Annotated in this window: 19 protein-coding genes; 13 read left to right on the top strand and 6 right to left on the bottom strand. The window is 67.6% G+C overall.

All coding sequences use genetic code 11. The features are described from left to right. Nucleotides 1–14 precede the first annotated feature (14 nt). Genes AB0O89_RS08760 through xerD form a run of 3 tightly spaced genes read left to right on the top strand, consistent with a single transcriptional unit; the run spans nt 15 to nt 3,275 of the window. A complete protein-coding gene (locus AB0O89_RS08760; RefSeq protein ID WP_363496621.1) occupies nt 15–1,766 on the top strand; it encodes a CTP synthase in 1,752 nt (583 codons plus the stop codon). Next, nucleotides 1,759–2,349, top strand: a complete 591-nt coding sequence (locus AB0O89_RS08755; protein ID WP_363496411.1) for an NUDIX hydrolase — start codon at nt 1,759–1,761, stop codon at nt 2,347–2,349. The genes AB0O89_RS08760 and AB0O89_RS08755 overlap by 8 nt, the downstream gene beginning before the upstream one ends. Before the next feature lie 2 nt (nt 2,350–2,351). Continuing rightward, nucleotides 2,352–3,275 (top strand): site-specific tyrosine recombinase XerD, encoded by a 924-nt coding sequence (xerD, locus tag AB0O89_RS08750; protein WP_363496408.1) that lies wholly within the window; start codon nt 2,352–2,354, stop codon nt 3,273–3,275. A gap of 9 nt (nt 3,276–3,284) precedes the next feature. Here the strand turns inward: xerD and AB0O89_RS08745 are convergent, their stop codons facing one another. Beyond that, a complete protein-coding gene (locus tag AB0O89_RS08745) occupies nt 3,285–4,232 on the bottom strand; it encodes an NAD-dependent epimerase/dehydratase family protein (RefSeq protein WP_363496405.1) in 948 nt (315 codons plus the stop codon). Between the two features lie 77 nt (nt 4,233–4,309). On the opposite strand from AB0O89_RS08745, the gene AB0O89_RS08740 reads away from it, so the two are divergent. From AB0O89_RS08740 to der, 7 genes are read left to right on the top strand one after another with little or no spacing between them, the layout of a single operon-like run. Beyond that, nucleotides 4,310–5,212 carry a ParA family protein gene (locus AB0O89_RS08740; RefSeq protein WP_300593458.1) on the top strand — a complete coding sequence of 301 codons (903 nt, stop codon included), beginning with the start codon at nt 4,310–4,312 and terminating at the stop codon, nt 5,210–5,212. Then, nucleotides 5,196–6,041: a ScpA family protein gene (locus tag AB0O89_RS08735; RefSeq protein ID WP_300593455.1), complete on the top strand. Its 846-nt coding sequence runs from the start codon at nt 5,196–5,198 to the stop codon at nt 6,039–6,041. Before AB0O89_RS08740 ends, AB0O89_RS08735 begins: the two co-directional genes overlap by 17 nt. Further along, entirely contained in the window at nt 6,031–6,615 is a 585-nt protein-coding gene (gene scpB, locus AB0O89_RS08730) for an SMC-Scp complex subunit ScpB (protein WP_300593453.1), read from the top strand. Before AB0O89_RS08735 ends, scpB begins: the two co-directional genes overlap by 11 nt. Beyond that, nucleotides 6,612–7,451: a pseudouridine synthase gene (locus tag AB0O89_RS08725; RefSeq protein ID WP_300593450.1), complete on the top strand. Its 840-nt coding sequence runs from the start codon at nt 6,612–6,614 to the stop codon at nt 7,449–7,451. Before scpB ends, AB0O89_RS08725 begins: the two co-directional genes overlap by 4 nt. Further along, nucleotides 7,448–8,581, top strand: coding sequence for a prephenate dehydrogenase (locus AB0O89_RS08720; RefSeq protein ID WP_300593447.1), 1,134 nt, complete (start codon nt 7,448–7,450; stop codon nt 8,579–8,581). The genes AB0O89_RS08725 and AB0O89_RS08720 overlap by 4 nt, the downstream gene beginning before the upstream one ends. Continuing rightward, on the top strand, nt 8,574–9,365 hold the full coding sequence (gene cmk / locus AB0O89_RS08715) for a (d)CMP kinase (RefSeq protein WP_363496400.1): 792 nt from the start codon (nt 8,574–8,576) through the stop codon (nt 9,363–9,365). The genes AB0O89_RS08720 and cmk overlap by 8 nt, the downstream gene beginning before the upstream one ends. A 2-nt stretch (nt 9,366–9,367) precedes the next feature. Further along, nucleotides 9,368–10,906, top strand: a complete 1,539-nt coding sequence (gene der / locus AB0O89_RS08710) for a ribosome biogenesis GTPase Der (RefSeq protein WP_363496397.1) — start codon at nt 9,368–9,370, stop codon at nt 10,904–10,906. A 33-nt stretch (nt 10,907–10,939) separates the two neighbouring features. On the opposite strand, the gene AB0O89_RS08705 is transcribed toward der, so the two are convergent. The 3 genes from AB0O89_RS08705 to AB0O89_RS08695 are packed head-to-tail and all read right to left on the bottom strand — an operon-like array spanning nt 10,940 to nt 13,805. Beyond that, a complete protein-coding gene (locus AB0O89_RS08705) occupies nt 10,940–11,119 on the bottom strand; it encodes a hypothetical protein (protein WP_363496394.1) in 180 nt (59 codons plus the stop codon). A gap of 53 nt (nt 11,120–11,172) precedes the next feature. Continuing rightward, nucleotides 11,173–11,934, bottom strand: coding sequence for an anaerobic ribonucleoside-triphosphate reductase activating protein (locus AB0O89_RS08700; RefSeq protein ID WP_363496391.1), 762 nt, complete (start codon nt 11,932–11,934; stop codon nt 11,173–11,175). Next, on the bottom strand, nt 11,931–13,805 hold the full coding sequence (locus tag AB0O89_RS08695; RefSeq protein WP_363496388.1) for a ribonucleoside triphosphate reductase: 1,875 nt from the start codon (nt 13,803–13,805) through the stop codon (nt 11,931–11,933). The genes AB0O89_RS08700 and AB0O89_RS08695 overlap by 4 nt, the downstream gene beginning before the upstream one ends. Before the next feature lie 298 nt (nt 13,806–14,103). On the opposite strand from AB0O89_RS08695, the gene AB0O89_RS08690 reads away from it, so the two are divergent. Both AB0O89_RS08690 and AB0O89_RS08685 read left to right on the top strand, forming a co-directional pair. After that, entirely contained in the window at nt 14,104–16,581 is a 2,478-nt protein-coding gene (locus AB0O89_RS08690) for an FAD-dependent oxidoreductase (protein WP_363496385.1), read from the top strand. A 42-nt stretch (nt 16,582–16,623) separates the two neighbouring features. Then, nucleotides 16,624–17,547 (top strand): NUDIX domain-containing protein, encoded by a 924-nt coding sequence (locus tag AB0O89_RS08685; protein WP_363496382.1) that lies wholly within the window; start codon nt 16,624–16,626, stop codon nt 17,545–17,547. A gap of 7 nt (nt 17,548–17,554) precedes the next feature. On the opposite strand, the gene AB0O89_RS08680 is transcribed toward AB0O89_RS08685, so the two are convergent. Together AB0O89_RS08680 and AB0O89_RS08675 are read right to left on the bottom strand one after the other, a co-directional pair. Then, entirely contained in the window at nt 17,555–17,929 is a 375-nt protein-coding gene (locus AB0O89_RS08680) for an RNA-binding S4 domain-containing protein (protein ID WP_363496379.1), read from the bottom strand. Further along, nucleotides 17,926–18,645, bottom strand: a complete 720-nt coding sequence (locus tag AB0O89_RS08675; RefSeq protein ID WP_363496376.1) for a lysoplasmalogenase — start codon at nt 18,643–18,645, stop codon at nt 17,926–17,928. The genes AB0O89_RS08680 and AB0O89_RS08675 overlap by 4 nt, the downstream gene beginning before the upstream one ends. A 107-nt stretch (nt 18,646–18,752) precedes the next feature. Between AB0O89_RS08675 and trxA the strand changes: the two genes are divergently transcribed. Beyond that, a complete protein-coding gene (trxA, locus tag AB0O89_RS08670) occupies nt 18,753–19,181 on the top strand; it encodes a thioredoxin (protein ID WP_363496373.1) in 429 nt (142 codons plus the stop codon). Nucleotides 19,182–19,187 lie beyond the last annotated feature (6 nt).

The raw sequence follows: 19,187 nt of genomic DNA, 5'->3' as shown, positions 1-19,187 counted from the left end.
GATCGAAGCCCGTGATGCAGACCCCGAGTGACTCGCACGGTTCCCCTTCGGATGACGCCCCGGCGTCCCTTTCTTCCACCGTCGAAGAGCGCTCGTCGGGCCTCACGACGACGAAGCACATCTTCGTCACGGGAGGCGTCGTTTCCTCCCTCGGCAAGGGTCTGACTGCCGCAAGCCTCGGCAATCTGCTCACCGCTCGCGGCCTGCGGGTCGTGATGCAGAAGCTCGACCCGTACCTGAACGTCGATCCCGGAACGATGAACCCGTTCCAGCACGGCGAGGTCTTCGTGACCGATGACGGTGCCGAGACCGACCTCGACATCGGGCATTACGAGCGGTTCCTCGACATCGACCTGAGCCAAGCGGCCAACGTCACGACTGGGCAGATCTACTCGCAGGTCATCGCCCGCGAGCGCCGGGGGGAGTACCTCGGCGACACGGTGCAGGTCATCCCGCACATCACCGATGAGATCAAGCGGCGTATGCGGTTGCAGGCGACCGAGGACCCGCAGCCCGATGTCATCATCACCGAGATCGGCGGCACGGTCGGTGACATCGAGTCGCAGCCGTTCATTGAGTCGGCGCGCCAGATCCGGCATGAGCTCGGTCGCAAGAACGTTTTCTTCGTGCACGTGTCGCTCGTGCCGTTCATGGGGGCCTCGGGGGAGCAGAAGACCAAGCCCACGCAGCACTCGGTAGCGACGTTGCGCTCGATCGGCATCCAGCCCGACGCGCTCGTGCTGCGCAGCGATCGCCCCGTGACCGAGGCGAACAAGCGCAAGATCGCCCTCATGTGCGACGTCGACGAAGGTGCCGTCGTCAACGCGGTCGACGTGCCGAGCATCTACGACATCCCGACGATGCTGCACGATCAGGGGCTGGATGACTACATCGTCGACGCGCTCGATATCGAGAAGGCCGCCCGCGTGGACTGGACACGCTGGAGCCGCGTGCTGCAGGCAGTGCACAATCCCAAGCACGAAGTCACGATCGGGCTCGTGGGCAAGTACATCGATCTTCCCGATGCCTACCTGTCGGTGACGGAGGCCCTGAAGGCCGGTGGCTTCGCGCACGAGACCCACGTGAAGATCACCTGGATTCCCTCGGACCTCTGCGAGACCCCGGAGGGCGCGGCGAAGGCGCTCGCGTCGGTCGATGGCATCGTCGTCCCCGGCGGATTCGGCATCCGCGGCATCGAAGGCAAGCTCGGCGCGCTGCGTTTCGCGCGCGAGCAGGGCATCCCGACGCTCGGGTTGTGCCTGGGCCTGCAGTGCATGGTGATCGAGTACGCCCGCAATATGGCGGACCTCCCGGGTGCGTCCTCGAGCGAGTTCGATCCCGACACCGAGTTCCCGGTCATCGCGACGATGGCGGAGCAGGTCGACATCATCGATCACGGCGACCTTGGCGGCACGATGCGACTGGGGCTGTATCCGGCTCAGCTCGACGAGGGCTCGATCGCGGCCGAGGTCTACGAGTCCACGCGCGTCTCGGAGCGCCACCGCCACCGGTACGAGGTCAACAACGCCTACCGTGACCGCCTCGCCACCGCGGGCCTGCGTTTCTCGGGGCTCTCTCCCGACCGCAACCTCGTCGAGTACGTCGAGTTGCCGCGTGAGGTGCACCCGTACTACATCGCGACCCAGGCGCACCCTGAGCTGCGTTCGCGGCCGACAGCGCCGCATCCGCTGTTCCGGGGACTGGTCGGCGCAGCGCTCGACCGGCACCGCGCGAGCGAACTCTTCGACGTCGAATCGGATGAGTGAGAACGTGACCGGCGCCGTGCGCGATGAGCCGTTCGAGGCTCCCGTCGTCTCGTCGACGTTGGTGCACAAGGGCCGGGTGTGGGATGTGCGCAGCGACACGGTTCGCTATGGCGATTCCGAGATCGTGCGTGAGTACGTCGATCATCCGGGCGCTGCGGCTGTCGTCGCGATCGACGATGAGGGGCGGATGCTGCTGATTCAGCAGTATCGGCATCCGATTCGTCACCGCGATTGGGAGGTGCCGGCGGGCCTGCTCGATGTCGCCGGCGAACCGCCGATGGCGACGGCGCAGCGGGAGCTTGCCGAGGAGGCTGACCTCGTTGCCGCGTCGTGGCAGCCGCTCGTGAGCATCTTCACGACCCCGGGCGGCAACGACGAGGTCGTGCACCTGTTCCTTGCCCGCGGGCTGAGCCCGGCGCCGCAGGTGCACGAGCGCGAGGACGAGGAAGCCGACATTCGGCTCGAATGGGTGCCCGTCGATGAGGTCATCACGGGTGTTCTCGACGGGAGCCTGCGAAACGGCATCCTCTCGGTGGGGGTGCTCGCCGCCGCCGAAGTGCTGCGTCGCGAACGCCAGGGCTGAGGATGCAGCTCGATCGGGCGCTCGATGCGTACCTGCGCCACGTCACGATCGAGCGGGGCCTGTCGGCGCACACGGTGGCCGCGTACCGACGTGATCTCGGGCCGTACCGGCAGTGGCTCGCAGACCGCGGCATCGACGACTCGACCCAGGTCACTGCGGCGCTCGTCACCGACTACATCGCCGAGCGCGCGGCATCCGACCCGCCACCGGCTGCCACGAGCCTTGCGCGCCTGCAGTCATCGGTGCGGGGGATGCATCGGTATCTCGTGGTCGAGGGGATCGACCCCATCGACCCGACGACGCACGTGAGGCCGCCGAAGATGCCCCGGCGCTTGCCCAAGGCGCTCACGATCGCCCAGGTCGAGGCGTTGCTGGCTGCCGCGGGTCCCGAACCTGCGGCGGCAACCCCCGGGGATCTTGTGGCGTTGCGGGACCGGGCGCTTCTCGAACTGCTGTACGCGACGGGTGCGCGCGTCTCGGAGGCTGTGGGCCTCGATGTCGACGATGTGACCGATGGCGACATCCTGCGGGTGCGCGGCAAGGGTTCGAAGGAGCGCATCGTCCCTATCGGTTCGTACGCGCGGGCCGCGGTGGATGCCTACCTCACCCGCGCGCGTCCCGAGCTCGCACGCCGCGGCAAAGCTAGTCCGCGACTGTTCCTCGGAGCGCGGGGGGCGCCGCTCTCGCGCCAGAGCGCGTGGCTCGTCATCCAGGCAGCCGCCGAACGCGCGCACCTTGAGGCGCACGTGTCGCCGCACACGCTGCGGCACTCGTTCGCGACGCACCTGCTGCAGGGAGGCGCCGATGTCCGCGTGGTGCAGGAGCTCCTCGGACACGCCTCCGTCGCGACGACCCAGATCTACACGCACGTCAGCGTCGATGCGCTCCGCGATGTGTACGCGACCTCGCACCCTCGCGCGCGCTAAGCGCAGCTTCTAGGGCTGAACGCGCTGCTGCCATACCCGCGCGGTGGTGGCGATGAGCTGATCCCAGTGCGCGGGACGGATGCCGAAGGTCTGCTCGGTCTCAGTGGCATCGACTTCGAACGGTGCGTCGAACTGATACAGCATCCCGTCAACCTCGCGAAGGAGAGGGACGACCAGGCCGCCGGTCTTGAGGAGCCACCGCGGCACCACACGCAGTCGCGGCTCGGGGGCGCCGACTGCCGTGCTCAGTTGCCGGAGCGCCTCGCGGACACTGACGGGCGGATTGCTCGGCACGAGCCACGGCCGGCCCCATGCCCGGTCGTCGCGACCGAGTGCCGCGAGGGTTCGCGCGACGTCGTCGATCGCCGTCCACGCGTGTGGCACATCAGGGTCGGCGAACACGGACGCGGGCTTGCCGGCGAGCGTCGAGTGGGCGTATCTCGCCAGGAGCCCGCTGGCAACGGGGAGGGTGGGGCCGATGTAATCGGATGCGCGGGCCTCCGTCGCACGGATGCGGCCTGCCTCGTGTGCGGAGCGCGCGTCTTCCCACATTCGGGTCCGCAGTGCACCCTTGTGATCGGTGGGATTCAACGGCATCTGTGCGGTCATCGGGACCGGGACCGGGCCGTACCCGTAGAGGTTCGACATCGTCACAAGAACGGCGCCCGTGGATTCCGCCGCGGCGAGCAGGGCCGAAGCCAGCGGCGGCCAGAGCCGCTCCCACTGGGTATAGCTGCCGGGATTCGCGCAGTTGTAGATCGCTGCCGCACCGGAGGCGATGCGGCTGAGTGCCTCAGGGTCCGAAGCATCGGCGGCTACCGACCTGACGCCGTCGCTGCCCGGGCCGCTGCCAGAGCGGGTGACGACGATCACCGGCTCACCGTCGTCCGCGAGGATGCGTGCGAGAGACGACCCGACCGGGCCGGCTCCGACGATGACGTGTGGTGCGCGGGACATGGCCCGAGTGTAGGCCGGAATGCCCGCGGCACGCCTCGCGGCTGGTGAACGCTCGGTGACTAGAATCGATCAACGGCATGGCGAAGTCAGGAGAGTCGGTGGCGGGCAGCAAACGAGGCGCGACGGCGGGTGCGGAGTCCGACATCCTCGGTCCCACCGGTCGCCCGTATCGCGGGTTCGACACCCCTCCGCCGCTGTCGTCGCACGGTCCCGCCCGGATCATCGCCCTGTGCAACCAGAAGGGTGGCGTCGGTAAGACCACGACGACGATCAATCTGGCGGCATCTCTTGCCGAGTACGGGCGCACCGTCCTTGCCGTGGACTTCGACCCCCAGGGGGCGTTGACGGCTGGTCTGGGTATCCCCACCCACGATGTTCCGACCGTCTACGACCTGCTACTGGACACCAAACGCGATCCCCACGACGCGATCATTCCGTCGGCGGTGCCCGGTCTGGACGTCCTTCCCGCCAACATCGATCTGTCGGCGGCGGAAGTGCACCTGGTCAACGAGGTAGCACGCGAGACGATTCTTGCCCGCGTGTTGCGCAAGGTCGCGGGGGAGTATGACGTCATCCTCATCGACTGCCAGCCGTCGCTCGGCCTGCTGACCGTGAACGCGCTCACCGCCAGCCACGGCGTGATCATTCCGCTGGAGTGCGAGTACTTCGCGCTGCGCGGTGTTGCCCTGCTCATCGAGACGATCGACAAGGTGCGCGATCGCCTGAACCCCGACATCCGGCTCGATGGGGTTCTGGCGACCATGTACGACCCGCGCACGCTCCACTCGCGCGAAGTGCTCGAGCGCGTCGTCGAGGCCTTCGGCGATGACGTCTTGGAGACCGTGATCGGCCGCACCGTCAAGTTCCCCGACGCGTCGGTGTCGGGGATGCCGATCACGACGTTCGCTCCCGAACACGCCGCGGCCCAGGCCTATCTGCGGCTCGCGCGAGAGCTCGTCGCCCGTGGCGCCGTCGCCTGAGCCCTCGAGCGCGACGGAGGCCGCTCTCGATTCCTCGGCCGGGGCGGACGGCGGGTTCCGCGTCACGCTCGATGTCTTCGACGGCCCGTTCGACCTGCTGCTGACCCTCATCACCAAACGCGAACTCGACATCACCGAGGTCTCGCTGAGTGAGGTCACAAATGAGTTCATCGCTCACGTGCGTGCGCTCGGCCCCGAGCACGACCTGGATGAGTCATCTCAGTTCCTGGTCGTCGCGGCAACGCTCCTGGACATGAAGGTCGCGGGGCTCCTGCCCCAGGGCGAGCTGGTGGATGCCGAGAGCGTCGCGCTGCTCGAGGCGCGGGACCTGCTCTTCGCCCGTCTCTTGCAGTACCGCGCGTTCAAGGAAGTCTCGGCGTGGTTCGGGCGCAGCCTCGTGCGCGAGGACACGCGCCACGCGCGCACCGTGAGGCTCGATGCGAAGTACCGGGATGCCGTCCCCGAACTGGTCTGGACGCTCTCGCCGCAGGATTTCGCGGCGCTGGCGATGCTCGCGTTCGCGCCGAAAGAGATTCCCCACGTGGGGCTCGATCACCTGCACGCGCCGTTGGTAAGCATCCGGGAACAGGCGGCTGTCGTCGTGACGATGCTTCGAAGCTCCGGTTCGTTGAACTTTCGTGAGCTGATCGCCGGTGTGGACCAACCCGGGATCGTGGTTGCCCGCTTCCTGTCGGTGCTCGAGCTGTACCGGCACGCGGCACTCTCGTTCGAGCAGGTCGAGCCCCTCGGCGAACTCACGCTGCGCTGGACCGCCGAGCGGTGGTCGGACGAGAACCTTGCCACACTGGGAGCCGACTATGACCGATGACACGACTTCAGAATTCGCCTCCGACATCACGCGCCGGCTCGAAGCGATCATGATGATCCTCGACGAACCCCACAGCCTCGTGAGCCTTGCCGCGGCCGTCGGCGCACCGGTGCCCGCCGTACGTCAGGCCATCGAGAGCCTCGTCGCTGACTATGACGGTATGACCGGCGGACCCAAGCGCGGGTTCGAGCTGCGCGAGGTCGGCGGCGGTTGGCGGCTGTATGTGCGGGAGGAGTTCGATGATCTCGTGAGCGACTTCGTCGGAACGCAGGCTCCGTCGCGGCTCTCGCAGGCGGCCCTCGAGACGCTCGCCGTGATCGCCTACAAGCAGCCCGTCACCCGCGGTCAGGTCGCGGCGATCCGTGCCGTCAACGTCGATTCGGTCGTGCGAACTCTGCTGTCTCGAGGCCTCATCACCGAGGTGTTCACAGACCCCGACACCGGGGCGATTCACTACGGTACGACCGATGCCCTGCTCGTGAATCTCGGGATCAACTCGCTCGATGAGCTGCCGCACATCTCACCGCTCCTCGACGACGGCGCCGACGGTTTCGCGGGGGAGTCGATCCGATGACGGCATCCGGATTCGAGTCGGAAGGCCCCGACGGCGTGCGCCTGCAGAAGGTGCTCGCCGCGGCCGGTGTCGCATCGCGCCGCGTGTCTGAGCAGCTGATCGCGGCGGGGCGCGTTCGGGTGAACGGGCGGGTCGTCACCGAACTCGGGACGCGTATCGATCCGACCACCGACCTCGTGGATGTGGACGGCGTCGCGGTGCAGCTCGATGAGAGCAAGCGTTACGTCGTGCTCAACAAGCCGCGCGGCGTCGTCAGCTCCATGCGCGACGAGCGGGGCAGGCCAGACCTCCGCGAATACGCGGCGGAGTGGTCGGAGCGACTCTTCAATGTCGGGCGCCTGGATGCCGACACCAGCGGACTGCTCGTTCTCACCAACGACGGCGACCTCGCGCATGTGCTCTCGCACCCGTCGTTCGGGGTGACGAAGGTCTACATCGCGAAGGTCGAGGGCCGCGTCACGCCACAGACGATCGCTCGGCTCACGCGTGGTGTGGCGCTCGAGGATGGTCCGATCGCCGCCGACAAGGCGCGGCTACTGTCAGCATCCGATGCCGGAGGCGGCTCGCTCGTGGAACTCACGCTGCACTCGGGCCGTAATCGCATCGTGCGACGGATGATGGCCGAGGTGGGGCATCCGGTCGTTGAACTGGTGCGCCGACAGTTCGGTCCGCTGCACCTGGGAAGCCTCCCGGTTGGGGCTGTGCGGGAGTTGACTACAGTAGAACGTGGCGCATTGCTGACTCTTGCGCGCCGCGAGGGTGACCCGCAGCAAGAGACCCCGCGCCACGAGGCTGACGACTCTTCGTCGCCCGATTCTCAGGAGATTTCCCCGTGACGAGCACCGATACGTCAGCTGTGACCGGCGACGGTTCGCTGACCCCGCGCGTCACCGGCACGGTGCGCGTCGTCGGCGCGGGGCTCCTCGGCGCCAGCGTCGGACACGCACTGCGAGCGCGGGGCGTCGATGTCGTGCTCGAGGATGCCTCGCCATCGCAACTGCGTCTGGCGATCGACTACGGCGCGGGCCGTGCTGCGACGCCCGACGACAATCCGACGCTCATCGTCGTCGCGGTTCCGCCGGATGTCGTCGCCGACGTCGTCGAGCGGGAGCTGCGCACGTTCCCCGGTGCCGTCGTGACGGATGTCGCGAGCGTCAAGCTGGAGCCCCTGCAGGAGCTCCGAGATCGCGGCGTCGATCTCACCCACTACATCGGGTCGCATCCGCTTGCCGGTCGTGAGCGGGGCGGCGCGATTTCGGCGCGGGCCGATCTGTTCATCGGAAGCCCGTGGGTGGTGTGCCGTGACGGCAAGACCCCGGCATCCGACCTCGCGCTCGTCGAGGCGCTCGCGCTGGATCTCGGCGCGACGCCGATCGAGATGACCCCCGAAGACCACGATCGTTCGGTCGCGCTTGTCTCCCACGTTCCCCAGCTGGTGGCGAGCCTGCTGGCGGGCCGGTTCACCGACGCCCCCGATGGATCGTTGCGGCTCGCCGGTCAGGGTGTTCGCGACACGACCCGGATCGCCGCGTCGGCTCCCGAGCTGTGGGTCCAGATCCTGGCGGCCAACGCCGCCCCTGTCGTCGACATCCTCGACGCACTGTCGCAGGATCTCGCCGCCGTCGCCGAGGCGCTGCGGGCTCCCGAGGCTCCCGGCTCCCGGCGCGAGATCGCCGACACGATCCGTCGCGGCAACGAGGGCGTGGAGCGCCTGCCCGGCAAGCACGGTCAGAACCGTCGTTTCGCTTCCCTCGTGGTGATGGTGGATGACACGGCAGGGCAGCTCGGGCGCCTCTTCGGTGACCTTGGTGCGCTCGCGGTCAACGTTGAGGATTTCCGGTTGGAGCACTCGCCGGGGGCTCCGTTCGGCCTTGCCGAGATCGCTGTTGCGCCCTCCGTGCTGCGCGACGCGACGGCCGGACTCGAAGAGCGCGGATGGAAGATCGCGAGCACCACCAATGACTGACACCGCACCCGACGCTGTGGCCCCTGACGCGGTGGCCGCCGATCACACAGCATCCACGGCCGAATCCGACGTCGTGATCGTCGCGGTCGATGGTCCCGCAGGCAGCGGCAAGTCCAGCGTGTCGAAGCACGTGGCCCGCGCGCTCGGGTTCGGTTACCTCGACACCGGCGCCGCCTACCGTGCCCTCGCGTGGCATGCGCTGGCGCGTGAGGTCGACACCTCCGATGCGACGGCGGTTCTCGAAGCCGTCAGCGACTTCGACTTCCGCATCTCCCTCGACCCTGACGACTACTGGGTGCGATCGGGTGAGACCGATGTGACCGAGGCTATTCGCGAGCAGCGGGTGACGGATGCCGTCAGCGGCGTCGCCCGGGTTCCGGCGATTCGCCGTGCGATTAATGCGGCGTTCCGGCGGTTGGTGGCGGCATCCGGTCGCCCCGGCGTCGTCGTAGAGGGGCGGGACATCACGACAGTTGTTGCTCCGGACGCGCCGGCGCGGATCCTGTTGACTGCCGATCCCGCGGTCCGGGCGGCGCGGCGCAGCGCCGAGATCAGCGGTTCGACGGCGGCAGAGGTCGCCGAGGCCCTGCGACGCCGTGATTCGTCGGACTCGAAGGTTGTTGACTTCCTGACCGCTGCTCCGGGAGTTGTCGTGGTCGATTCGACCGCGTTGGATTTTGACGAAACGGTGGCCGAAGTGCTCGCCGTCGCCCGCCGGGAACTCGCGGGCGCCCTGATCGAGGGCGCCGACCGAGGAGACACCGGCGTGGAGGGGAAGGATTGACAATGGGCACCACAGGTGATGAGTTCGACGAGACAGCCGCTGGGGATGACAACCTCGCCGATACTCTCGCGGATCTCGACGACGAGCTGGCCGAGTCGCGGGCAGCAGCGCTGCGAGCGACCCTGGATGACTACGACCTCGACGAGGATGACGCCGCGGTACTCGCTGGCCTCGTTGCCGGTGAGGACGGCATCGAATATCTGCCGGCGCTGCCGGTCGTCGCGATCGTCGGACGTCCGAACGTCGGCAAGTCGGCGCTCGTCAACCGCATCCTGGGCCGTCGCGAGGCCGTCGTCGAGGACACCCCGGGTGTCACGCGCGACCGCGTGACCTACAAGGCCGAGTGGATGGACCGCCGGTTCACGCTCGTGGACACCGGAGGGTGGGAGCCTGACGCGCGCGGTATCGATCGGTCGGTGGCCGCGCAGGCAGAGATCGCGATCGATCTCTCGGACGTCGTGCTGTTCGTGGTCGATGCGATGGTGGGGGCGACCTCGACCGACGAGCACGTCGTCAAGCTGCTGCGCAAGAGCGGCAAGCCCGTGTTCCTCGTCGCCAACAAGATCGACGACGCCCGCCAGGAGCCCGAGGCCGCGGCGCTGTGGAACCTGGGACTCGGGGAGCCGCATCCGGTCTCCGCGATCCACGGCCGCGGGGTGGCTGACCTGCTCGACGAGATCATGAAGGTGCTGCCGGATGTCTCGGCCGTCGCCAAGCACGAGATCGGTGGACCGCGCCGCGTCGCGATCCTCGGTCGCCCGAACGTGGGCAAGTCGTCGCTCCTGAACAAAGCGGCAGGCGAGGAGCGCGTCGTCGTCAACGATCTCGCGGGAACGACGCGCGACCCGGTTGACGAAATCGTCGAGATCGGCGGGCGCCTGTGGACCTTCGTCGACACTGCCGGCATCCGTCGTCGCGTTCACCTGCAGCAGGGTGCCGACTTTTATGCATCGCTTCGCACCTCGGCGGCGCTCGAGAAGGCGGAGGTCGCTGTCGTCGTGCTCGATGTCAGCCAGCCGCTCAGCGAGCAGGACGTGCGGATCATCGATCTGGTGCTGGAGTCAGGGCGGGCGCTCGTGCTCGCGTTCAACAAGTGGGATCTGCTCGCGACGCCCGAACTCGAGAACCAGGATCGTCGCCGCTATCTCGAGCGTGAGATCGAGCAGGATCTCGCTCACGTCTCGTGGGCCCCGCGGGTGAACATCTCGGCTCGAACGGGGCGACACCTCGAGAAGCTTGTTCCGGCGCTCGAGACGGCGCTGGAATCGTGGGATCAGCGGATCCCGACCGGCAAGTTCAATGCCTTCCTGGCTGAGCTCGTCGCCGAGCACCCGCATCCGCTCCGCGGTGGCAAGCAGCCTCGCATCCTGTTCGGCACGCAGGCGGCGACCCGCCCGCCAACCTTCGTGCTCTTCACGACCGGGTTCCTCGACCCCGGCTATCGCCGGTTCATCCAGCGCCGCTTGCGTGAGCTGTTCGGTTTCGAGGGCACCCCGATCGTGCTCAACATGCGGGTCCGGGAGCGCCGTCAGCGCTCCTAGCCCTCACGCGCTGCTGGCTCTGACGCGTTGCGATCAGGCGCCGTCGGTCTTGGCCGGCGGCAGGTCCTGCAGGTGCGAGCGGTCGTCGCCCGGGTCCCCGGTTCCCTTGTCGGCGCCTGATTCGGCGTCACCGAAGTCGTGGTCTTCCCACTGACCGTGCGTTTCGCCGTTTTCTGGAGTCTCGATCATCTCGTGGTCGTGTTCGTTTCCCATGGCACCAGCCGACCACCCGTGCAGCAGCCGTGCGAGGGTCTTGACAATCGCGATCAGCGGGTGATGACGCTCGTGAAGGCGCCGGTGAACTCGGCGGCGATCGTCTCGACCAGGTCGTCCGCTGTCGCGGTGGGGGGAACGGGCGGGGCCTCCGACCGGCCGCCTATGTACCGGGCACGCTGGAGGGCCCACCACTGCACACCTTCGGCGAGGAGTTGCTCCCCGAGCAGGCGTAGTCGGTCGGCGTCGGTGAGCGTCGGGTCGATGGTCGTGCGGACCTCGTACTCCAGCGGATATTCGCTGCCGGCGCGGGCACTCGCGGCATCCAGCACGAGCCGCAGCGACCGCCAGGCATGGATGCCGCTGCCACGGCGCTGCGTGACGGCGGCGTAGTCGGCGGCGGATGCCTTGATGTCGAGGCCTACCCAGTCCAGCGCAGGGAGAGCAGCATCCAGTCGTTGCGGGAAAGCACCTCCGGTATGCAGGCCGATGCGCAGGCCGAGGCATCGCGCATCGGCGATGGCGGGCAGGAGGGCGGTTTGCATCGTGGGCTCGCCCCCCGAGAAGACGACGCCGTCGAGCTGCCCCCGGCGGTGGTCGAGGAACGTCACGACATCGCGCCACGGCAGCGCGCCGGCGCGCTGGGGGTCGATGAGGTCGGGGTTGTGGCAGTAAACACATTCCCACGGACAGCCCTGGAGGAAGACCGTCGCGACCAGGCGGTCGGGCCAATCTGAGCCTGAGAATCGCGTGAGCCCGGCGATACTCAGCTCGTCGGCAACGGCGTCGGCATCGGAGGGTGCGAGGACGTTCACTGCGGTGCCAGTACGGGCCGCGCTGCATCCTTTGCGGCCCGGATGGCGTCGAAGTAGACCCGCTCGGCGGCTTCGCCCTGCTTGCCGATGTTGAACGAGGAGACGGGGCGGAAGTAGCCCATCACACGCGTCCACACCTCGCAGTCTCGACCGCAGCGCGGGCATAGCGGATGGTCGCCCGACACGTATCCGTGTGCGGGACAGATTGAGAACGTGGGCGTGACGGTGAGGTAGGGGAGCCGGAACTGCTCGAGCGAGCGCCGCACGAGGTTCTTGCAGACGGATGCCGACGCGACAGCTTCGCCGAGGTACAGGTGCAGGACCGTGCCGCCGGTGTAGAGCTGCTGCAGAGGCTCTTGGAGGGTCATCGCCTCGAACGGGTCGTCGGTGAAGCCGACCGGGAGCTGTGAGGAGTTCGTGTAGTACGGGTGGTCAGCGGTGCCGGCGTGACGGATGCCGTCGCTACCAGCGTCGCGGTCCGCGACGCTGCGCTCGCCGAAGCGGGCTATGTCGAGTCGCGCGAATCGGTACGTCGCGCTCTCAGCAGGGGTCGCTTCGAGGTTGTACATGTGACCGGTCTGCTCTTGGAACTCGACCATGCGCGCACGCACGTGCTCGAGCAGCCACGTCGCGAGCTCCATGCCGTCGGCATCCGTGATGTCGTGCGCGTCCAGCGTGAAGTTGCGAATGAACTCGTTGATGCCGTTGACCCCGATTGTCGAGAAGTGGTTCTCGAGTGTGCCGAGGTAGCGCTTCGTGTAGGGGAACAGACCGCCCTCGATGTGTCTGTCGATCTCGGCGCGCTTGGCCTCGAGGCTGTCGCGCGCAATGGCTAGGAGGTCATCGAGGCGGTTGAGGACGCCATTCCGGTCGCCGGGGTGGAGGTAGCCGAGGCGGGCGCAGTTGATGGTGACCACGCCGATGGATCCTGTCTGCTCGGCTGATCCGAACAGGCCGTTGCCGCGCTTGAGGAGTTCGGTGAGATCGAGCTGAAGCCTGCAGCACATCGAGCGGATCATGTGCGGGTCAAGGTCGGAGTTGATGAAGTTCTGGAAGTAGGGGAGTCCGTAGCGGGCGGTCATCGCGAAGAGCGCGTCGACGTTCGGGCCGTCCCAGTCGAAGTCCTTCGTGATGTTGTAGGTCGGGATCGGGAAGGTGAAGGCGCGGCCGTCGGCATCCCCGGTCGCGTAGACGTCGATGAAGGCGCGGTTGATGAGCGCCATCTCCTCGGACAGGTCGCCGTACGTGAAGTCCTGCACAGCACCTCCGATCAGGGGTCGCTGGTCGAGCAGGTCGTCGGGGCAGGTCCAGTCGAACGTGAGATTCGTGAACGGCGTCTGCGTTCCCCAGCGGGAGGGAACATTGAGGTTGAAGACCAGTTCTTGCACGGCCTGGCGCACCTGGTCGTACGAGAGCGCATCGATACGAACGAAGGGCGCGAGGTAGGTGTCCACGGAGCTGAACGCCTGTGCACCTGCCCACTCGTTCTGTAGTGTCCCGAGGAAGTTGACCATTTGGCCCGTCGCGGCCGAAAGGTGCCGCGGCGGTGCGGAGGAGATTCGGCCGGGGATGCCGTTGAACCCCTGTTCGAGGAGGGTGCGCAGAGACCACCCCGCGCAGTATCCGGCGAACATGTCGAGGTCGTGGATGTGGATGTCGCCGTCGCGGTGCGCAGCTCCGGCTTTGGGGGAGTACACCTCGTCGAGCCAGTAGTTCGCGATGATCTTGCCCGCGGTGTTGAGGATCATGCCGCCCAGCGAGTAGCCCTGGTTCGCGTTCGCATTGACGCGCCAGTCTGACTGGGACAGGTACTCGTTGATCGTCTCGGACACCGCGACGGTTCGTGGCGAGGCGGAGATGCGACGGTTCATCGGTGGCTTCCTTCGGGGTGCTGCGGCGCTGGTCTGAGGGGTCTCCCGCAGTGCGGGGATGCCACTATATGCAGCGTTCAATCGTGGTTGCGACACAATATGTGGTGTTCCACATGGTCAGACCACACGTGCACGACACGCATTGTGAGGCTCGACAGCTTCGCGTGTCGGTCCTGCGGAATTCGCCGCTGAGGAGTACTGGTCAGGGGACCTTCGCCCCTGACTGCACGTATACCCCCGGGAGTACCGTCGACTCGGAGCCGCGAACCGCCGCGGCCCGAATGCGAAGGAGAGCGCCATGAAGATCGTCGTCGTCGGGGGAGTGGCTGGCGGAGCGTCGGTCGCCGCTCGCGCCCGCCGCCTGGACGAGTCGGCCGAGATCGTGGTGCTGGAGCGCGGCGAATACGTATCGTTCGCGAACTGCGGTCTGCCATACCACATCGGCGGTGTCATCGCTGATCGGAGCCGCCTCCTGCTGCAGACTCCCGAGAGTCTTCGCGAGTCACTCAACATCGACGTGCGCATCGGTCAGGACGTGATCGGTCTCGACCCCGCAGCCCAGACGGTTACAGTGCGAGAAGTCGCGACCGGAAGCGAGTACACCGAGTCCTACGACGCACTCGCGCTGTGCCAGGGCGCCGATCCGCTGCAGCTTCCGCTGCCGGGGATCGATCTTCCCGGCATCCTGACCCTGCGAAACGTCGCCGACATGGATGCCATCAAGTCGCGCCTTGACGGAGCTCTCGCAGCGGCCGCAGCACAGGGTCGCGCGGCGAAGACCGTCGTCATCGGCGCTGGGTACATCGGCATCGAGATGGCCGAGAACCTGATCCATCGCGGGGCCGAGGTCACGATCGTGGAGCTGGCCGACCAGATCCTGCCGCCCCTCGATAAGGATGTCTCGATCCCGGTTGAGCAGCACGCACGGGGGCGTGGCGTCGAGTTGCAGCTGGGCACCGCGGCGGCTGCCTTCACCCAGGCATCCGACGGGATGCTGCGCGTCGAGCTCAACAACGGTCAATCGCTTCCGGCAGACCTCGTCGTGCTGTCGGCGGGCGTTCGCCCGAACGTGACCCTGGCTCGCGAGGCTGGGCTAGAGATCGGCGAGCGTGGGGGCATCATCGTCGACACGCACATGCGCACCTCCGACCCCCACATCTGGGCGGCGGGCGATGCCGTCGAGACTGCGCACACCGTGCTGCCGGGGCGCTGGATAACACCCCTGGCCGGGCCCGCGAACCGGGAAGCGCGGGTTGCCGCCGAGAACATCTGCGGTCGGGACACGGAGTACCTCTCGACGCAGGGCACCTCGATCGTGAAGGTGTTCGATATGACCGCTGGCGCGACCGGGGCCAACGAGCGTCAGCTCGAGCGGGCCGGCGTCGACTACCTCACAGCGCATGTGCATCCGTCGGGGCATGCCGGGTACTACCCGGGCACAGCGCAGATGCACATCAAGGTGACGTTCTCGCCGACGGACGGCAAGCTGCTCGGCGCGCAGATCGCCGGGTTCGACGGAGTCGACAAGCGGCTGGATGTCTTCGCGACGGCGATCCGGCTGGGCGCGACTGTCCACGACCTCGAACACCTCGAGCTCGCGTATGCACCGCCCTTCGGTTCGGCTAAGGACCCGGTCAACATGGCGGGCTTCGTCGCGAGCAATGTGCTCAGCGGTGACCTGAAGCTCTGGTACGCGAAGGACTATCCGGCGGCGACCGACGGATGCCGGATCATCGACGTGCGCACCGACGTCGAGTACGACATCTGGCACATCTCGGGAGCCGAGAACGTGCCGCTCGGCATCCTTCGCGAGGCATGTGAGAGCTGGGACCGAGATGTTCCCATCCGGCTGTACTGCGCTGTCGGGTTCCGCAGCTACCTCGCCTACCGGGCGCTCGTGCAGCGCGGCTTCACGGATGTGCGCACGCTGTCGGGCGGCTCGACCACCTTCCGCTTCTTCCACGACCTCGAGCCGGTCGGGTTTGTGGCCAAGCCCGCCGAGATCCCGTACGCCGAGACATCCGATCTGCTCGCGCAGGTGAAGGGGTCGGGCCAGGTGGTCGACCTCGACTGTACGGGGCTCGCGTGCCCGGGGCCGATCATGAAGCTCACGAAGCAGATGGATGAGCTGCAGCCCGGCGACGACGTCGTCGTGCACGTCTCGGATCCCGGGTTCGCGCACGACGCGCCGGCGTGGGCTGCGAGCCACGGCCACGAGATGCTCGCGATCGCGCCCGAGGGTCCGGGGTATGTTGCGACCTTCCGCAAGAGCGCGGGAACGGATGCTCCGCGCGCCGTGCAGACGTTGAACCAGACATCCTTCGTCGTCTTCTCGGGCGATCTCGACAAGGCGATCGCCGCCTTCATCATCGCCAACGGGGCGCTCGCGATGGGGCAGAAGGTGTCGATGTTCTTCACATTCTGGGGGCTGAACATGCTGCGTCGGCACGATGCGCCGCCTCGTGAGAAGAAGGTCATGGACCGGATGTTTGCCATGATGATGCCCTCGGATGCCGGCCACCTGCCGCTGTCTCAGATGAACATGGCGGGCATGGGTCCGAGGATGATCAAGGACGTCATGAAGCAGCACAACGTCCCGACCCTCGAGGAACTCATGACCTCAGCCCGTGAGGGCGGCGCGCAGCTGGTGGCGTGCACCATGACGATGGACCTGCTCGGCATCGCCGAATCCGACCTGCAGGACGGCATCGACTTCGGTGGTGTTGCCACGTTCCTCGGTGAGGCGCAGAAGTCCGGCACGACGCTGTTCATCTGAGGCACGACCGGGGGAGCCCGCGCGGTGTGACAGGCTGAGATCGTGACGATTCAGCCCCCTGCTCCCGGAGAGCCGCGCCGCCCCACGGGCCCGCGCGATCCCGGCGACGCGTGGGTGATCGCGCCGACAGGGGAGCGCTACTGGGGCCGGTTCGGCGCGGCGGGTCTTCTTGCCGTGGATGCCGAGCGCGGCATCCTGCTGCAGCACCGGGTCGGGTGGAGCCACCACGGCGGAACCTGGGCGCTGCCCGGCGGTGCGCGACACGAGCACGAGGATGCCGGTGTGGCGGCGCTCCGCGAGGCTCGGGAGGAAGCCGCGGTGCCGCCGGATGCCGTGCGGCAGCGCTTTTGGAGCGTGCTCGACCTCGACATCTGGTCGTACACGACGGTGATCGCGGATGTCATCGTGCCGTTTGACCCGCAGATCGCGGATGCCGAGAGCGTCGCCCTCGAGTGGGTTCCGGTGGACGAGGTCGCCGATAGGCCGCTGCATCCGGCGTTCGCGTCGGCGTGGGAGCGCCTTGGCCCGCTGCTGTCGGTGCGCCCGGCCGTCGTGATCGATGCGGCGAACGTCGTGGGTTCGGTGCCTGACGGATGGTGGCGCGACCGCGCCGGTGCTGCAGGCCGGCTCATTGACCGGGTCAGTCAGTGGCAGGCGCGCGGTGTGGATGCCGATGCCCTCGAGCTTCCGGGCGCGCACTGGTTCCCTGACGTGTCGATCGTGCTCGAGGGCCAGGCCAAGGCCGCGGGCCTGCCTGCGGATGACGCAGGCGTCGGCATCCGTGTCGTGCTGGCACCCGGCGAGGGTGATGACGAGATCGTGGCCGAGACGCAGCGGCGCATCGGCGCCGGTGAGCAGGTCGTCGTCGTGACGAGCGACCGGGGACTCGCCGATAGGGTCAGCGCCGCGGGTGCCCGGGTCGTCGGTGCCGGTTGGCTGCTCGATCAGCTCGACGAGGACGAGTAGCCCAGCGTTATTCGGCGGACCGGCCCCGCAGCCGGTCGATGTCGCGACGTTCGCGCTTGGTGGGCCTCCCTGCGCCGCGGTCGCGAACCGGAACGAACGGCGTCTCTTCGCGCGACGGGCGAGCCGGCGTGCGGTCGTCGACCGCGAGGGCGGCCGCCGGAGCTCCGACGCGCTTGGTCAGCAGCTGCGTGACGACGAGGATACGGTCGAAGCCTGCGATCCGGACGCGCAGCTCATCGCCGATCCGCACGGGCTGGGCCGCCTTCGCGCGGTCCCCACCGACCCGAACATGCCCCGCGCGGCATGCCGCGGTTGCCGCGGAGCGAGTCTTGTAGACCCGGACTGCCCAGAGCCAGGCATCCACGCGAACGGAGTCGGTCACACCGTCGATTCTCTCGCGGCCCGCGCTGCGTGGGTCGCGACCACCGCTCCCACGGCGATGAGGCCCTGCCCGAGCGTGTAGGTGATCATGACGAGGGCGCTGCTGCCCGACGGCATCGTTTCGGGCAGGAAGAGCCGGAACGCGAGCACCGTGTCGGAGATGAGGAAGAACGCGCCACCCCACGCGATCGCGGGGTGGCACCGAGTCGAGAGCGCGGCAGTGCCGCCGAGAACGAGTCCGTAGAGCGCAACCGCCACCGCAAGTCCGCCGAGGGCAGGCCAGAGATAGACGACCAGGACGACCCACCACACCGCGTAGACGGCAGACCACCACGGCAGGCGACGAACCGCGAGGAATCGCCAGAACAGCACGATGTAGGCGATATGCGCGAGACCGAAGCAGAGGAGCATCGCCGGGAGTTCGTCATCCAGGAACGGGAAGAAAGTCGCGGCGCCGTCGCCGAGCCACGACAGCGCGAGAGCGATGAACAGCAGCGTGTAGGGCGGACCCCACTGCGAACCGCGGCCGCCCCAGAGCACCGCCACGGCAAGAAGCGGCATGAGCGCGAGCTTGGTGGGGCCGCTCACGGCATCCCACCCCGACAGCAACGCCGTGACGTGCACGATCGACACGGCGGCGTAGGGCAGGAACCCCCACCACCAGCGCGGGGACAGTTCGGATGCGGCGACTCGGGTCGTAGCGGCATCGGCGGTCACAGACACTCCTTCGTGTTGGGAACCGCTCCCACCCTATTGCTGGTGAGCGCGCGAGAGGTAGCGCTTGCCGACGAGTGATCGCGACAATGAACGGGGAGGGAGTCAGGATGCCGGAGTCGACAGTGACGGTGTGTCCGTCGTGTGGTGCGAAGAATCGGGTCCCGGCGGCCCGTGCCGGGAAAGTCCGCTGCGCGTTGTGCCACGCGGACCTGCCGTGGCTTGTGGAGGCCGACGACGCTTCATTCGACGCCGTCGTCGGTGACGCCACGCTTCCGGTGCTCGTTGATGTGTGGGCGCCGTGGTGCGGTCCGTGCCGGATGGTCTCGCCGATCGTCGAACAGATGTCGCGGGAGTTCGCCGGCAAGCTCAAGGTCGTGAAGGTGAACTCAGATGAGTCGCCGAGCGTTTCGCAGCGTCACGGCATCCAGAGCATTCCGACTCTGCTGCTGTACCGAAACGGCGCCGAGCAATCGCGGCAGATCGGCGCGCTTCCTGCGCCGCAGTTGCGCCAGTGGGTTGCCGGGCAGGTCGGTTAGGGCTGG

The sequence above is a fragment of the Microbacterium sp. NPDC076895 genome, assembly GCF_040687115.1.
Lineage (GTDB): Bacteria > Actinomycetota > Actinomycetes > Actinomycetales > Microbacteriaceae > Microbacterium.
The sequence above is the reverse complement of the archived record's forward strand: the minus strand, read 5'-3'. Positions and strand labels throughout refer to the sequence as shown.

Bases quoted from the DNA above. Each gene is read 5' to 3' on its own strand.
- AB0O89_RS08760 (WP_363496621.1), top strand. From the start codon at position 15: ATGCAGACCCCGAGTGACTCGCACGGTTCCCCTTCGGATGACGCCCCG.
- AB0O89_RS08755 (WP_363496411.1), top strand. From the start codon at position 1,759: ATGAGTGAGAACGTGACCGGCGCCGTGCGCGATGAGCCGTTCGAGGCT.
- xerD (WP_363496408.1), top strand. From the start codon at position 2,352: ATGCAGCTCGATCGGGCGCTCGATGCGTACCTGCGCCACGTCACGATC.
- AB0O89_RS08745 (WP_363496405.1), bottom strand. From the start codon at position 4,232: ATGTCCCGCGCACCACACGTCATCGTCGGAGCCGGCCCGGTCGGGTCG.
- AB0O89_RS08740 (WP_300593458.1), top strand. From the start codon at position 4,310: ATGGCGAAGTCAGGAGAGTCGGTGGCGGGCAGCAAACGAGGCGCGACG.
- scpB (WP_300593453.1), top strand. From the start codon at position 6,031: ATGACCGATGACACGACTTCAGAATTCGCCTCCGACATCACGCGCCGG.
- AB0O89_RS08725 (WP_300593450.1), top strand. From the start codon at position 6,612: ATGACGGCATCCGGATTCGAGTCGGAAGGCCCCGACGGCGTGCGCCTG.
- cmk (WP_363496400.1), top strand. From the start codon at position 8,574: ATGACTGACACCGCACCCGACGCTGTGGCCCCTGACGCGGTGGCCGCC.
- der (WP_363496397.1), top strand. From the start codon at position 9,368: ATGGGCACCACAGGTGATGAGTTCGACGAGACAGCCGCTGGGGATGAC.
- AB0O89_RS08705 (WP_363496394.1), bottom strand. From the start codon at position 11,119: ATGGGAAACGAACACGACCACGAGATGATCGAGACTCCAGAAAACGGC.
- AB0O89_RS08695 (WP_363496388.1), bottom strand. From the start codon at position 13,805: ATGAACCGTCGCATCTCCGCCTCGCCACGAACCGTCGCGGTGTCCGAG.
- AB0O89_RS08690 (WP_363496385.1), top strand. From the start codon at position 14,104: ATGAAGATCGTCGTCGTCGGGGGAGTGGCTGGCGGAGCGTCGGTCGCC.
- trxA (WP_363496373.1), top strand. From the start codon at position 18,753: ATGCCGGAGTCGACAGTGACGGTGTGTCCGTCGTGTGGTGCGAAGAAT.